Genomic DNA, 13,554 nt, shown 5'->3' on the forward strand with positions numbered 1-13,554 from the left:
GTCTGTTCGTGAATTAAAAAGACAAATGGACAGTCTAAGGGCTTAGTTAAATATTAATAAATAAAACAAGAGGTAATGCCGAGTTAAGAGTACTGAGTTTGAAATTAGATTCTTATATATTTGAATTTTTAGGTTTAACACTAAAAGAAGTTATGAGTGAGTCTGATTTAGAAGATCAATTAATTTCTAAAATTGAGCAGTTTCAATTGGAGCTAGGCGATGGCTTTTGTTTTGAAGCACGCCAAAAGAGGATTCTAATAGGAGGAGAGCATTTTTTATCAATTTGGTTTTTTATAATCGAATTCTGAAATGCCATGCATTAGTTGAATTGAAGCTGGAAAAATTTACTCATGAGAATATAGGACAACTTAATACTTAGGTGAGTTGGTATAAAAAAAATATGATAGTGGAAGGGGATAATCCTCCAGTAGGAATATTATTGTGTACAGATAAAAATCATGCGTTAGCTGAGTATGCCATAGCAGGCATGGATAATAATTTATTTCTATCTAAATATTTATTAGAACTTCCAAAAAAAGAAGAGATGCAAAAAATTATAGAAGAAGAATTAAAAAAATCTTAGGATGAAGATTTGGCCTTAAAGTATGAAGTGTTGGCTTTTAATGAATATTCTTATGTAATTAAAGACACAAACTAAGTATTAAAAATTAAAGATAGCTGCAACTTCTCATTGTTCTTTTGTATTACTGGTTTATTTGCTTTAATGGGAGCGACGCTTCTTTTATTGCTTTTTGAGTTTTGCTTAGAAGAAAAGTGATCAACAACATGATGAAATGCCAATAAAAAAATAAAGCCCTCAATAATAGAGGAAAATAGCTCATAGCTTTTTTGGAATCTAATTTTAATGAGTGCATAGAGTTGAGTTAATGCATCTTCGTAATTAGAGAATACTTGAGTGGTAGATTTCCCAAGTTTTGTTTTGATGCGTCCATTGCTTAATATAATTATCCAATCTCCAAATAAATCCTGAGATAAACGAAATTCATAATACCGAGTTCCTTTTTCAAATCTAATATAATGAAAGGGATTTTTTTTAAGCTCAAATAATTTGAACCAAAAAGGATTGTATAAAAATAACATTAAAAGATTGCCATACTTGAAATTCTTTTTAATCGATTTGGATTATCTTCTACATATTCAGATGTTGTAACAATATGGGCATGTCCTGCTAACCGAGAGACTGCTTTGATATCCGCACCTTGTTCAATAAGACGAGTGATAAAGGTTCTTCTTCCAGTATGCGAACTTGCACCAACTAATCCTGCCTTATTATAAAGTTTCCTAAACCACTTCTGAAGCACGTCGGGATGAAAGCGACTTCCTCTTTGTGTTTTAAATAGGGGGGCCTTGAAATTAAAAAGCTCCTTTTCTTTTTTGTGAACATCATCAATATATTCCAATAAAGCAGATGCAACTTTTTTATTGGTGATATAAACATGACGTTGTTTATCCCCTTTGGTCATTGCCCTTTTTAAATTAACTTCTTCCAGAATATTAAAATCAAAATCAATAACATCTTTAAACGTTAGAGACGAAATTTCCTTAACTCTTAATCCTAAGCCAAAAGAACAATAAATTATTGCTATATTGCGTAATGCAAAAGGGGAGGCTTTTGCAATGATTAAAAGACGTTTGAATTCTTGTTCATTTAAAACCCTGGCTTTTCCTTCGCGAGACATAAAAAGTATATAAGTTCTATAAATATAATAAATAATAACATTTAAAGACCTCATCTACTATATGAAAGTCTGAATAATTTATTTAATCCTTTAAAAGTGCGGAGAGGTCTTATAATGTATGTTTCTAGACCTTATATGATGTTTTGTGATGCGAGCATGTAAGGTGATTATGATCATTAAAAAAACTTTTGAGTAGGTTATCTTATTAGTCTACACCCATATTGAGTTTTGATGTTTTTTTTTCTAATAGCCTGTCGGTTATTCCTTATATTCCAGGAATAATAATTTTTAATTAAATCAAACCAGGTAATAGAATGAGCGAATCCTCAGGAGTTATAGTATTCTCATGTTTATTGAGATGGAGTAAAGAGCAAGCAGTAATGATTGTTAGCCCTTAGCTAGATTTTCTTTCGCCCAAACAGACTAATTCATAATCTCTTCAAAATTTTAAATTTTTAACGGTGGAGATTAAGAGCAATTTTTTTAAGGTTTATAATCTGCTAGAAATAGATGGGCAAAAAGATGCGACTATACGATGACTGAAAACATTTTTATTTTTGAGGGTGGGTCCTTAATTCTTGCAATGAAACTCATATAAAAATGGAATCTATTACATTTTTAATGTATTAAATATAAACTTAAAAACTTTAGATGGAATAAGGGATAGGTCTATATTGCACATTTCACTGATGAGGTATGCCGTATTTGGGTTTGTCTTTTAATAATTAATAAGTAAATATTAACTTATTCCAAAATAGACTAATGGGGATTATTTCTTATACGGCGAGGGTCCAAAACCATTTCTTTTTTGAAGATGGGAGAATTTTCAAATCTTTTAATCATGTTAAAAATAATTCTGCAGAATTCTTGAGATTTTTCAGAGTTCAATTTATATAATTTAAATAAATTATCATCAAATTTTTTATTAAAATAATTCCATGCAATTTCCCGATTTCTATATTCTAATGAATACCAATTATTAGTATCACTAAAAACTTTCAAATCCTCCGCTTTTGAATTTATTGGTTCAAAAAAGCCATTAGTAATGAAAATATTATATGTTTGGCTGAATGTTACTAACGATTTATATATATCTAGTAACCACATAAGTTCTTTATTGTTTAAATATTTTAAATTCATATTAGAATCCAAAATTTTTTCTAGCTGCGGAATATAGTTTTCCCAATTGATAAAAATATCAAAACCTAAAAATGTTTTTTCTTTTAAAGTATTACTTAATAAATGAAACTCCCAATCAACAACATGATTTAAATCCTTTAGAGAGGTTTCCTTTGTATAGTGTAAGAATGTTAATCTAGTTAAAGCATGCAGGATTTTTTGAATGTGATCCGCAATTTTCATATTTATATATCGATGTATTTCAATATTCAAATACCGATCCGAATAATATTTTACAGATTCAAATACTAATAATACTAATACTATGGAGTAGGAGGTACCTGCCAATCCAAGCCACAATTCATTTAAAGCTTTATTATAATATGCAATAAGAAGAAAAATACTACCTAAGATAACTACTATAAGATAAGGAAAAATAATAATTAAAAAGTTTTTTATAGAATTCCATTTCATAACTACTCACTTAAGTATGGACATCATGATACATTAAGTATAGCTGCTGCAAGTGCTAATAAATGGATAATGGGTTGTAATGAGTATAAATAGGAAAGAAGTTGCACTAGTCAGATAATTGTAGAGAGAGATTAGAAAAGAACTGACCTCGAGATCCCCAATAATTGAAATTTAATTTTTACCTCACAAGCAGTAAATACACCAAATCTTTTGAGCTGATAAATATAGTTATTTAAGAATTGTAAGGCGAAGAGCTATACTTTCTTAATAAGAGTCCTTCTATGAACCATTTAAAATGGAATTTTATACTTATTTAACTTTGGAAGATTTACATAGATGTAGAAATAAAATAATCCTCCCCATTATTAATGATTTTTCTTCTGAAAATCTTGAGTATTTAGCCCTAGAATATATAAAAAGTTACGAGCCATGTCAGTTAATCGAGTTCCTTTCTTTGCTTAACATGATAGTGTCTGTAAAAGAAATAGACGAAATAAGATTAATACAAAATCATTTATTAAAAAGCGCTGGTTGGCCAATTTTTCCTCGCCATATATTGTTGCACCGATACAATCTATTAAGTCTACTGGGAGTAACTTTAAAGCATATTGAAACAATGAAAGGAACAGTTTCTCTATCCGCACGATGTTTAATGAATAGTGATAAGTTTCTGGTAGCACTAGCAATTTTAAATTGCCACCCTCACAAAGAGAATGACTTTATAAGACAATTAATTAGAGATTTTCCGAACTATAATTACAACCATTTTGGCCAAATAATATTTTTTAATCGTATTTTGAAAAGTTATTTACTTTTTTCTCACAGAGAAAATAAAGAGTGGAATGAGTTATTAGGCCTTTTTAAAAGGAAAAATGAGTTAGATATAAAACAATTAATCCAGAGCGTGGTGGGATTTTGGCAATATTATTCTTCTAAATTTGATTTAAACCGACCTCAAACCTTTTTTATTAAAGACTCTAAGTTTAAAAAATTTTTGCCTGCCATAAAATATTTAACTAGCACTACAACCGAAATAGGTAAAAAATTTCATTCTCAAGACATAAAACTTTACAATGTATCTAATGAAACAGTGTTACGACCATTTATCCTAAAAGAGGAAGGGGTAAGATTTCCAATAGATTTTTTTTCCATTATTAATACAAATGGTGCTTTAGCATTTGAAATTTTCGAACAATGCTATTTTTCATCTGATAATGGTAATAAGGCAGAACAATATAAAACTTTCAAGGACAAGATATATTCTGCTATATCAGAAGATATTTTTATTAAAATAATAAAGAGAATCTTTCCGGAACATTTCGAGGAAACTAGGAATCAAAAAGGATATCCGGATTGTATAGTCAAAGATAATCGTTCGATTATTTTATTTGAATATACCACTCAAGAACCCGGTTATTTAACAATTTTTTCTCAAGATATTAGTAGAGTTAAAGAAAAATATTCATCCATCCTTGTAAAAAGGTCAAGTCAATCTAATCCTAAAGCCAAACTTGAGCAAATTTCAAATCAAATTTCATTATTAAAGAACAAATATGAAGTCAAAAAAATTTTCCCTATTTTAGTTACTGATAATCATTTTGGTGATTTTGATTTACTTGATCAAATGGATTATTTTTTAACTCATTGGATATATAAAAAAATGAAGTCAAAAAAATTTTCCCTATTTTAGTTACTGATAATCATTTTGGTGATTTTGATTTACTTGATCAAATGGATTATTTTTTAACTCATTGGATATATAAAAAAAATCTTACAAATTTAAAAGAAAATAAAATTACTTTTTTATCAATGGATGATATATTTTTCATCTTCAGATATAAAAAAATGAACTCCATATCTACTTTAACTAAAGCATTGCAAGAGTGGAATTCAGATTTTTCACTGAAAAAAAACTACACATATAGTTTTTCAGCATATCTTGCATCAAACTGCAAAGTAATCTCAAAAAATTACAAGGCTTTTTGTGATTCTGCTTTTTCATATTTAGATATGAAGCCTCTCAATAAATGATTTCAATCTGCAAATCTTACCGGATCAAATTAATCTGATAATTAATAGGGGATAGGGAGACTGAAATCAGAAAATCCTTAACCTTAATAAGTCTGATTACTTTAATAATCAGACTTTACTGTAATATTTTATTGCGCGCTATTTCTAACTATTGATAAGGCTCCATTCACATGAGCCACTGAATAGCCAGATTCAAGCAAATCTCTCAATAGTTCAGGAAAAATCATTCTGTCTACTGAAACATTTATCAAAGATGAGTCGTTATTAATTAAGACTTCATTCTTAGAGATATCCTCTACCTGCTTTTTGGGATTAAAAAATTTCTTGAAGGAATCTATACGCATCAAATTTTTTGCACTAATTTCGCAAACATCTCGGAATTCATTTAAGTAGTCTTTCCCGCTTTTTGTAATTAACGCAGTTCCTCTCTTTGGGAAATCAATTAGTCCTGCTTTCTTTAAATATGTTAAAGCCCAACTCACGCGATCATTATGAAGTGGTGTACCATTTTTTTTCAACACTTGCAGCAATGGGTTTGGAAGGTTCCAAATTTTTTGTATCATATCTGGTAATACTTTCCGTGCATTGCTAATCATTTCTTCTTTACTAATTAAATCTAAAACAACAAACGTATATTCACGTAAATATGGTAATTTCGAATCACTCATAAAAGGCCTCAAATCTAATAAATATTAATCATAATTTTGGAATTATTTAACAGTTTTCCAAAACTACACAAAAACTACGTTATTAACTAAATAGTTTTATACATAGATATAATATTAATTGCTTTATATCATAGTAATGGTCGCTATTTAATCACTTATATAAAACTATGTCAAACTATGGTGTAGTTTAAATAGTTTTACCCATGGTTTTAATGGTAATTAAATAGTTAGATAATATAAAACAATAGTTTTATGAATATATAAGTGAATTTTCTCTACCATCTGGCATAAAGGAGAAATCTCTGACGCCCATGAATATGGCTCCAGCGCTGGAGATTTTTAGTACGTTTTTTCGTTTAGTATAAATAGTATTTTCAGTAGGACTTTTTAAAAGGAAGAGCTCATAATAGCTGGCCTTACCTAACGGGCTATTTCCTCATGTAAAATAAAAGGGCCTTGATAGTTATTCAATAATTTAACACCTTTTAACCTATTTGTTTTAATCCTTTTTTTATTCTACTGGCTAATTAATTGAAGAAAATAGTTAAATTGGGGATATTCTCTACAATACAACTCTAATTGCTTTTCACATGTTGCATTAATCATGCATCGCACATCTGGAATGAAATCCATTAAAGTTGTTACGATTACATGCTCAGGGACATTTCTTTCAAGAAGTTGTTCGACTTGAATATTAATTACACGAATTAATTCTTTATCATGGTCCGAGAGTAGTATTGGCTTCATTGTATATTTTTAAAAATTTTGTTAAAAAAATTGAAGTTGGAACAGGATGAGTGACTTCGGCAGTATCATTATTCCAACTTGACGAACTGGTTCCGAAGGTATTGTCCGAACTATCAAAAGCGCCTCTCATAGGAAGTCCTGTTGCTGGACTAATTCGAGTGTCCTCTTTTCTGCATGAATTACGTGATGATTCTTCAACTTCCGATTCAAGGTTGTTGTAAATCCATAGGAACGGTTTGAACACCAATTTAATCCATTCATAATTTATACTTAATGTGTTGTTATTCCATCTGTTCGGTTTCTAGGACACTTTGTTCTTCCTGAATTGGCTCTAAATGAAATAATTCTCTATCCACATTCCGTTTAATGTAATGATTCATTTGCTGGTATAAATCAAACAAAGTCCCCTCTCTACTAGCTTTATCAATGAAATAGGAACCAATGAGAATTTTCCGTCGCGTATCTCGCTTTCTCTCTCGGGCTTTTTCAAGTGATTCAAGTTTTTGAATTTGCGCTTTGATCTGTTCTTGTTTTTTCTTTAAGGCATCCAGCCGCGATTGTTTTTCGCTCATTTTTTTATAATCAATAGTCATCCTAGTCCAAATTCTACGAGGTTTTATATAAATATCAAGAGATAATAAATATTAATAAATAACATTGGAGCGAAGCGACCCAGATGCCGCACTGGCGATAGAAGTGCGCGCTTATACGTTGCGTTACAACGTGCGCTTTGATATGCTGAAAATTCTTAAGTGAACAAATCTAGTTTTAAAACCACAAAATTATGGTATAGGGATATGGCCATTTATCGTTTCAGCGCCCAAATCATTTCGCGCTCCCAAGGACGCAGTGTTGTTGCGGCTAGTGCCTATCGTTCTGGCGAAGAACTTATTGATGAACGCACCAGCGTAATTCATGATTTCACAAATAAAAGCGAAGTTATTCATAAAGAGATTCTACTGCCCGAGAGTGCACCTCAATGGATGAGTAACCGTTCTATTTTATGGAATGCAGTAGAGCTTTGCGAAAAACGTAAGGATGCACAACTTGCGCGTGAAGTACAACTCACCCTTCCCCGTGAATTGAGTTTAGAGCAAAACATCGAATTGGTGCGCGAGTTTGTAACAAATGAATTTGTCGCTCGTGGCATGGTAGCCGATGTATGTCTGCATAATCCAACAGGTGATGATGGGCTATATCAACCCCATGCACATATTCTTTTATGTTTGCGACAAGCTCATGAAGATGGATTTGGTCTTAAAGAAAGAAGTTGGAACGATAATGCCTTATTAGAGCATTGGCGTGAAGAATGGGCGAATTGTGAAAATCGTCACTTGGCTTTGTATGGTATTGACCAGAAGGTGGACCACCGCAGCTATAAAGAACAAGGAATTGCTTTAGAGCCCCAATATAAAATTGGTCCAAAGGATGCGCAAGCGCGTATGGCTCGTCTTGCCGATCATCAACGCATTGCTCGTGAAAATGGCCAATTGATATTTGAGCGACCTGAAATTGCCTTAGATGCAATTACTCGCTGTCAATCTACTTTTACCCTACAGGATATAGCTCGTTTTATTAACCGTCATACCGAAAATGCAGAGCAATTTAGTCTCGTATTTGAGCGGGTTAAGTCATCCCCTGAGTTGGTTTATTTAGGATTGGATAAAAAAGGAGGACAACGATTCTCAACCCAGAATATGTTGCAAATCGAATCTTCAATGATGCACCAATCGGATACGCTTCACCATCGTTTAGGCCATGGAGTAAGCGAGAAGACTATTTTACTTACGCAATCGAGTCGTACCCTTTCAGAAGAGCAAAAGTCAGCTCTTCGTTATTTAACGCAAACAGGTGATTTAAAATCTCTTTTAGGCTATGCAGGAACAGGGAAAAGTTACCTCTTAGGCGCTGCGCGTGAATCGTGGGAGCAATCAGGATATCGGGTTCACGGAGCTGCTTTGTCGGGAATTGCAGCACTTAATTTAAGAGACAGTTCAGGCATTAACTCTCGTACCATTGCTAGTCTTTTCTATCGTCTGGACAAGGGTATGTTTCATTTTACTTCACGTGATATTTTAGTGGTGGATGAAGCAGGGATGCTAGGCTCCCATACCATGGAACGTTTGACACGGGAAATAGAACAGGCAGGCGCAAAACTCGTATTAGTCGGCGATTGGCAGCAACTGCAAGCCATTGAAGCAGGAGCCGCATTTCGAGCCATCGCAGAAAACTATCAGTATGTTGAACTCAATCAAATCAGACGCCAATCAACCCCATGGCAAGTGGAAGCTTCTTTAGATTTAGCCCAAGGTGAGGTGGATAAAGCCCTTCTCGCCTATGATGCTCATGACCATGTACATCACTTCGTAAATACCCATGATGCAAAACAGGCTTTGATTGAACAATGGAACGATGTACGTATCTCAAGTCCTGCAGACTCGCAAATCATTCTTGCTTACACCCGCAAGGATGTGAAAGAACTCAATGAGATGGCCCGCTCAATGAAACGAAAAGATGGACAGCTGGGTGAAAATATTGTTTTTAATACGGAACGAGGAGAGCGTGGCTTTGCGGTGAATGATCGCGTTTATTTCTTAAAAAGAGAGGACAGTCTTTCTGTGATTAATGGCACTTTAGGAACGATTAAATCCATCGACGCCAAAGCAGGTATCATTTCAGTCGCTCTTGATGGTGATAACTCAAAATCAAAGCCGCAAATCGTTCAGGTAAACACCAATTACTACAAGCATATAGAACATGGATATGCCGCCACCGTTTATAAAGCCCAGGGTGTGACTGTTGATCGAACTTATGTCTTACCAACTGCGCATTATGATGCCCATTCCACCTACGTGGCAATGACACGCCATCGTAAAAGCTGCGATCTCTTTGTCAGTCGCGAGGTTTTTACTCATGATAAGTCACTGATTTACTCGTTAGGTAGGAATCGTGCAAAAGATATAACATTAGATTACACCCAAATGCATGGAGAATTTGCACGCCAACGTGGGCTTCTTAGGGATAACCCCCCTGCCCTCTCCTATGTATCTGAGATGACTTTTAAAACATCAGAGGATTCGCTGGAATCTTTAATGAACCAAGTAATGGGTAGAGACTTACAAAAAGAGCAACAAAAACTAGATGAGTTTGAGCGGCAGTGCCTGAGGGAAAACCCAGACCAATCACTGCACATTGCGGATAGCCTACTGTCACGCGCTGAACACCAAGCTAAAACATTAGCACATTCTTTTCAGCCCTACAGTAAGCTTTTGTCACAAGATCGACTTACTTCAGCACAAAAAGACGAATTAATCCTTTTGATGAGACAATTGCCAGATGATCCTCAGTTGATGAATGCATTTAAAAAAGAATATCCCGATTTTGCAAAACAAGCAGAGTATTTCATACAAAATAATGAGCAGCAAATACAATGCATAAGAATCATCGATAAAGAATTAGATCTATAAAAGGTGAACCATGTTAGATAGAGAAGATGACGAAGTAGCTTTAATTAATCAGTCGAGGGCTGAACATTTAAATAATTATGAAATAGCCTTTTATGAATCAATACAAAGTCTCAAATCGATTACTCTTTTATTAAAAGGGCTTTATGGACAAATGAATGAAGAGCGTGAAGTCATTACACTGGCATCCGGCCAAATGACACACTCCGTGAAACAATTTGAACAGCATCTGATTCAATTTGAATCCTTTGAAAAAACATGCAAACAAAAGGTAATAGAGCATATTAAGACCGATTTAAAACAAAATATTCGCGAAACCGCTCAAACAATAGCCCAAGAAGTGACTCATCTTGCTTATGAGTCCATTAATCAAAGCATTAGCTCTTTGTGTCAGTTAAGTAAAGAGCTAACAGAACATCGAGCACTTCAGAAAAGCTCTAGAGGATGGAGTACAGCCTTATTCCTCTCTGCAGCTTTATTAGGAGGTATTCTAAGTGGCTTTACTCTCCATTATTTAACAGCGCCCTCTAAAGAGTTAAAAGTGAAGTTAGCTGCAGGAGAAGCTTTAATGCGTTCATGGAACAAATTAACTAAAACCGAGCAAGAAAAAATCTTCCCAAACAAAGCTAATTAGATGTCGCGTATACTGCCTATTAAATACAATTGATAATGAGTAATAGTGCCTACATTAATTTGCCTTTCAATTTAAAGCTCAGTAAGTTCATCGATATATTTATGTTCAGCATTAGTGTTCATTAATGCTTGCTTATTCCTCATATGACCATCCGTACTCGACTCCCAGTCATCAAATGATTTTAATTGAGAGAAATTAAAGCCTAAGGGCATACTTCGTTCAATAAAACCATTAGTTTTTGTTGTTCGAAAGCCTAAATTAAGTGCTAACTGGGTGATGGGATAATGTCCTGGCAAACGGACAAAACAGTGCAAATCTTTTAGCTCCATAATTTGAGGATAGGATACTATTGGACGTGTAACTCGTTGCGCTCCTAACGAAATCCCGTCTCGAATACTGTTGGCGCCATATGAATAATTTTCCCGTGATTCCTCAATTTCTTCTTCACCAAGTTCTAAGGCCACAAGACGGGCCATATCGCTACTTGGACTACGAAAGAAAAATCGAGTGTTTAATAAATCAAATATTTCTTTAGCACCTGCCTGACCATAGACTTTAGTAAGCTGTGAAAAGCTTTGCATACCTAGAAGAAAACAACCGCCAAATTTGCGTACCTCAGCAATTGTTTCACCAAGCAGAGGTAATTTATGAAGACTTGGCAACTCATCACAGATAAACCAGATGCGCCTGTTTCTATCAGGCTTAAGACTTAAAAGAGCAAGGGATGCTTGTGCTAGCCACATTGAAATTAAAGGCTTAAGTGACTTATGTGTTTCACCATTTGATGAAATAAAAAGCCAACCTTTCTGTTGCTCATCTAGAATGTAATCTCGAATAGAAAAAGGTGGTTCCCCCTCCTGGTTCAGTTGAGCTAATGCAGAAAAGGATTTCAAATAGGTTGTAAGGGTTGCCCGAATAGAAATAGCGGTTTTCTCAATTTTAGTACACACTAAAGTTGCTGCGGGAGTTCCTTGTAAATACTCTTCCAAAGCAGAAAATTCATCAGTTAAAATTAATTTCAATAATTTTTCCAAGGAGCAATCAGAATGATGTCGCATTACTGAGCCTAAACATGAAAAAACGGTTCGTGATGCATTAACCCAAAATGGATCAGATTCTCCATGCATGGGAATTAAGCTTTCGGCCATATTTTCAAAATCCGAATCACGAGGCGCCTCTAACCACATATCCCAATTGGCGCAACGCTTATCAAAGGGATTTAAAATAACATCTGAGTCTTCTTGATAATAATGAGGAATAAACGAACAACCTTTGTCATAGACGATCACTCTATCGCCTCTTTTACGAAGACAATCCATTATTTTCATTATGAGTTGGCTTTTTCCGGTCCCTACTGTTCCATGTACCAGAACATGCTGGACCTCACTGTTTTTGATGAGAGGAAATGTATCAATAGTGATATCAGAATGAGCTTTATCGCGAAGAATTTTTTTCCTTACTTCATTAGAATTTTTTAGTTGGCTGCCCCGAACAAATTGGCTATCGCTTTGTGCTTTCCCTCGTTTGATAAAATAATAGGCTAAAACCAATCCGAGAATCAAAGAGAGGCAAAATGCCCAAAAAGCAGATTTTCCAAGCCAATCAATCACTTGGGTTGTATTATCCTGGTAGTATGTATAATGCAAAATGCTGTCCACTGTTTGCTTGTACGCTTTACCCTGAAATGACAGTTCAAAAGTATGTTTTTGGCCTACTAGATTTAAAAAGTGTGCATAATAAAATGCTAGTACATGCGTTATTTTTTCTAAAGGGATAAAAATCCAGGCAAAAAACACTGTAAAAACAATCCAAAGAAAAAGACAAATCATGCTTAGTGTTTTGGTGATTTGATCCCACATACGAAGGTTATGGAAACTTATTTGGCCGCCGCGGGTGTAGTTTTTGAAGTTGGGTGCCTTACTCATCAGCTACTCTCTATCTCTTTACGAAAGAAATTTGATATCGCTTTTGACAACACACTCACTCCGATTCGGCTGATCTCCATATTTACCCCTAAAGTGGTGGCAATGGCTGCTATGATTAAACAGGGTATGGTTGAGAAAAAGACAACATCCTCTTCAAAGAGTGGAATAAAAAGGAAGGCGCACATTCCAAAAATCAGAAAAAATCCCGTGAGAGCCCATTTAGTTTTTTTAATGAGATAGGTTCCTGTTTGGAGCTTTGGGCTGATTTGAAGTTTGAAAATGATGTAATTCTTAATAAAGCCTAAGCCAAATAAGGACATCAGCAAAGAGGAAAAAAACACACCTAACAACGCTTTTGCCCCTAATAATCTATGTTCTTCTTTTCGCAACATTTTATATTTGAATTCACGCTCTTTCTTTCGTTTAAGAAAACCTCGTTTCCATTTTCGCTCCTGTGATTCTTGAATCAGCTTAAGCTCCTCCTGACTGGCATCGGGAAACTGCTTTTCTAAAGAATAAAAGGAAGATGTGCTATGTCGAGCCAATTCTTCCCTGTTAGCTCGCTCTAAATTGGATTTTTCCCAGCGATCTGTATGAGGGGCATAATCCCAGTAATCGAATCTATCAGCGAAAAAAACTGCTCCTGCTTCAATGGTAAGAATCAACAAAAATAACAAAATCCAACCTAAGAATAAACGTGTGTAGTATCTTCCTGCGGGGATAATGCCTAAATCCAAATGTTTGAGGTTGTTCAAATCGATTGCCAATGCGCTTTTTAGATCCATCTTCATG

Annotated in this window: 12 protein-coding genes and 1 pseudogene; 5 read left to right on the plus strand and 8 right to left on the minus strand. The window is 34.3% G+C overall.

Annotated features, from left to right (window positions below):
- Positions 1-152 precede the first annotated feature (152 nt).
- A pseudogene (locus HBNCFIEN_RS17795) lies at positions 153-583 on the plus strand (PDDEXK nuclease domain-containing protein).
- Positions 584-654: 71 nt separating this feature from the next.
- Here the strand turns inward: HBNCFIEN_RS17795 and HBNCFIEN_RS17390 are convergent.
- The 3 genes from HBNCFIEN_RS17390 to HBNCFIEN_RS17400 all read right to left on the minus strand — a co-directional run bounded on the left by HBNCFIEN_RS17390 (position 655) and on the right by HBNCFIEN_RS17400 (position 3,293).
- The gene (locus HBNCFIEN_RS17390) at positions 655-1,101 is read right to left on the minus strand and encodes a WGR domain-containing protein (protein WP_182393802.1); all 447 of its coding nucleotides are present in this window, start codon (positions 1,099-1,101) and stop codon (positions 655-657) included.
- Positions 1,101-1,700, minus strand: coding sequence for a site-specific integrase (locus HBNCFIEN_RS17395; RefSeq protein WP_182393803.1), 600 nt, complete (start codon positions 1,698-1,700; stop codon positions 1,101-1,103). The genes HBNCFIEN_RS17390 and HBNCFIEN_RS17395 overlap by 1 nt, the downstream gene beginning before the upstream one ends.
- Positions 1,701-2,459: 759 nt before the next feature.
- Positions 2,460-3,293 carry a hypothetical protein gene (locus tag HBNCFIEN_RS17400; RefSeq protein WP_182393804.1) on the minus strand — a complete coding sequence of 278 codons (834 nt, stop codon included), beginning with the start codon at positions 3,291-3,293 and terminating at the stop codon, positions 2,460-2,462.
- Positions 3,294-3,588: 295 nt separating this feature from the next.
- On the opposite strand from HBNCFIEN_RS17400, the gene HBNCFIEN_RS17405 reads away from it, so the two are divergent.
- Positions 3,589-4,983: a hypothetical protein gene (locus HBNCFIEN_RS17405; RefSeq protein ID WP_182393805.1), complete on the plus strand. Its 1,395-nt coding sequence runs from the start codon at positions 3,589-3,591 to the stop codon at positions 4,981-4,983.
- 469 nt (positions 4,984-5,452) lie between these two features.
- Here the strand turns inward: HBNCFIEN_RS17405 and HBNCFIEN_RS17410 are convergent, their stop codons facing one another.
- Together HBNCFIEN_RS17410 and HBNCFIEN_RS17415 are read right to left on the minus strand one after the other, a co-directional pair.
- Positions 5,453-5,992 carry a winged helix-turn-helix domain-containing protein gene (locus HBNCFIEN_RS17410; protein WP_182393736.1) on the minus strand — a complete coding sequence of 180 codons (540 nt, stop codon included), beginning with the start codon at positions 5,990-5,992 and terminating at the stop codon, positions 5,453-5,455.
- A 516-nt stretch (positions 5,993-6,508) separates the two neighbouring features.
- Complete coding sequence (locus HBNCFIEN_RS17415) at positions 6,509-6,739, minus strand: hypothetical protein (protein WP_182393737.1); 231 nt, start codon at positions 6,737-6,739, stop codon at positions 6,509-6,511.
- A 50-nt stretch (positions 6,740-6,789) separates the two neighbouring features.
- Here HBNCFIEN_RS17415 and HBNCFIEN_RS17420 point away from each other — a divergent pair, with 50 nt between their 5' ends.
- Positions 6,790-6,960, plus strand: coding sequence for a hypothetical protein (locus HBNCFIEN_RS17420; RefSeq protein WP_182393738.1), 171 nt, complete (start codon positions 6,790-6,792; stop codon positions 6,958-6,960).
- 60 nt (positions 6,961-7,020) lie between these two features.
- On the opposite strand, the gene HBNCFIEN_RS17425 is transcribed toward HBNCFIEN_RS17420, so the two are convergent.
- On the minus strand, positions 7,021-7,332 hold the full coding sequence (locus tag HBNCFIEN_RS17425; protein WP_255464431.1) for a mobilization protein: 312 nt from the start codon (positions 7,330-7,332) through the stop codon (positions 7,021-7,023).
- A gap of 204 nt (positions 7,333-7,536) precedes the next feature.
- Here HBNCFIEN_RS17425 and traA point away from each other — a divergent pair, with 204 nt between their 5' ends.
- Positions 7,537-10,206 carry a Ti-type conjugative transfer relaxase TraA gene (gene traA / locus HBNCFIEN_RS17430; protein WP_182393739.1) on the plus strand — a complete coding sequence of 890 codons (2,670 nt, stop codon included), beginning with the start codon at positions 7,537-7,539 and terminating at the stop codon, positions 10,204-10,206.
- Positions 10,207-10,216: 10 nt separating this feature from the next.
- A complete protein-coding gene (locus HBNCFIEN_RS17435) occupies positions 10,217-10,837 on the plus strand; it encodes a hypothetical protein (protein ID WP_182393740.1) in 621 nt (206 codons plus the stop codon).
- A gap of 71 nt (positions 10,838-10,908) precedes the next feature.
- On the opposite strand, the gene traD is transcribed toward HBNCFIEN_RS17435, so the two are convergent.
- Positions 10,909-12,762, minus strand: coding sequence for a type IV conjugative transfer system coupling protein TraD (gene traD, locus HBNCFIEN_RS17440; protein ID WP_182393741.1), 1,854 nt, complete (start codon positions 12,760-12,762; stop codon positions 10,909-10,911).
- Positions 12,762-13,553, minus strand: coding sequence for a hypothetical protein (locus tag HBNCFIEN_RS17445; RefSeq protein WP_182393742.1), 792 nt, complete (start codon positions 13,551-13,553; stop codon positions 12,762-12,764). Before HBNCFIEN_RS17445 ends, traD begins: the two co-directional genes overlap by 1 nt.
- Between the last annotated feature and the right edge of the window lies 1 nt (position 13,554).

It is taken from the genome of Legionella sp. PC997 (assembly GCF_014109825.1).
In the GTDB taxonomy this organism is placed as follows: Bacteria; Pseudomonadota; Gammaproteobacteria; order Legionellales; family Legionellaceae; genus Legionella.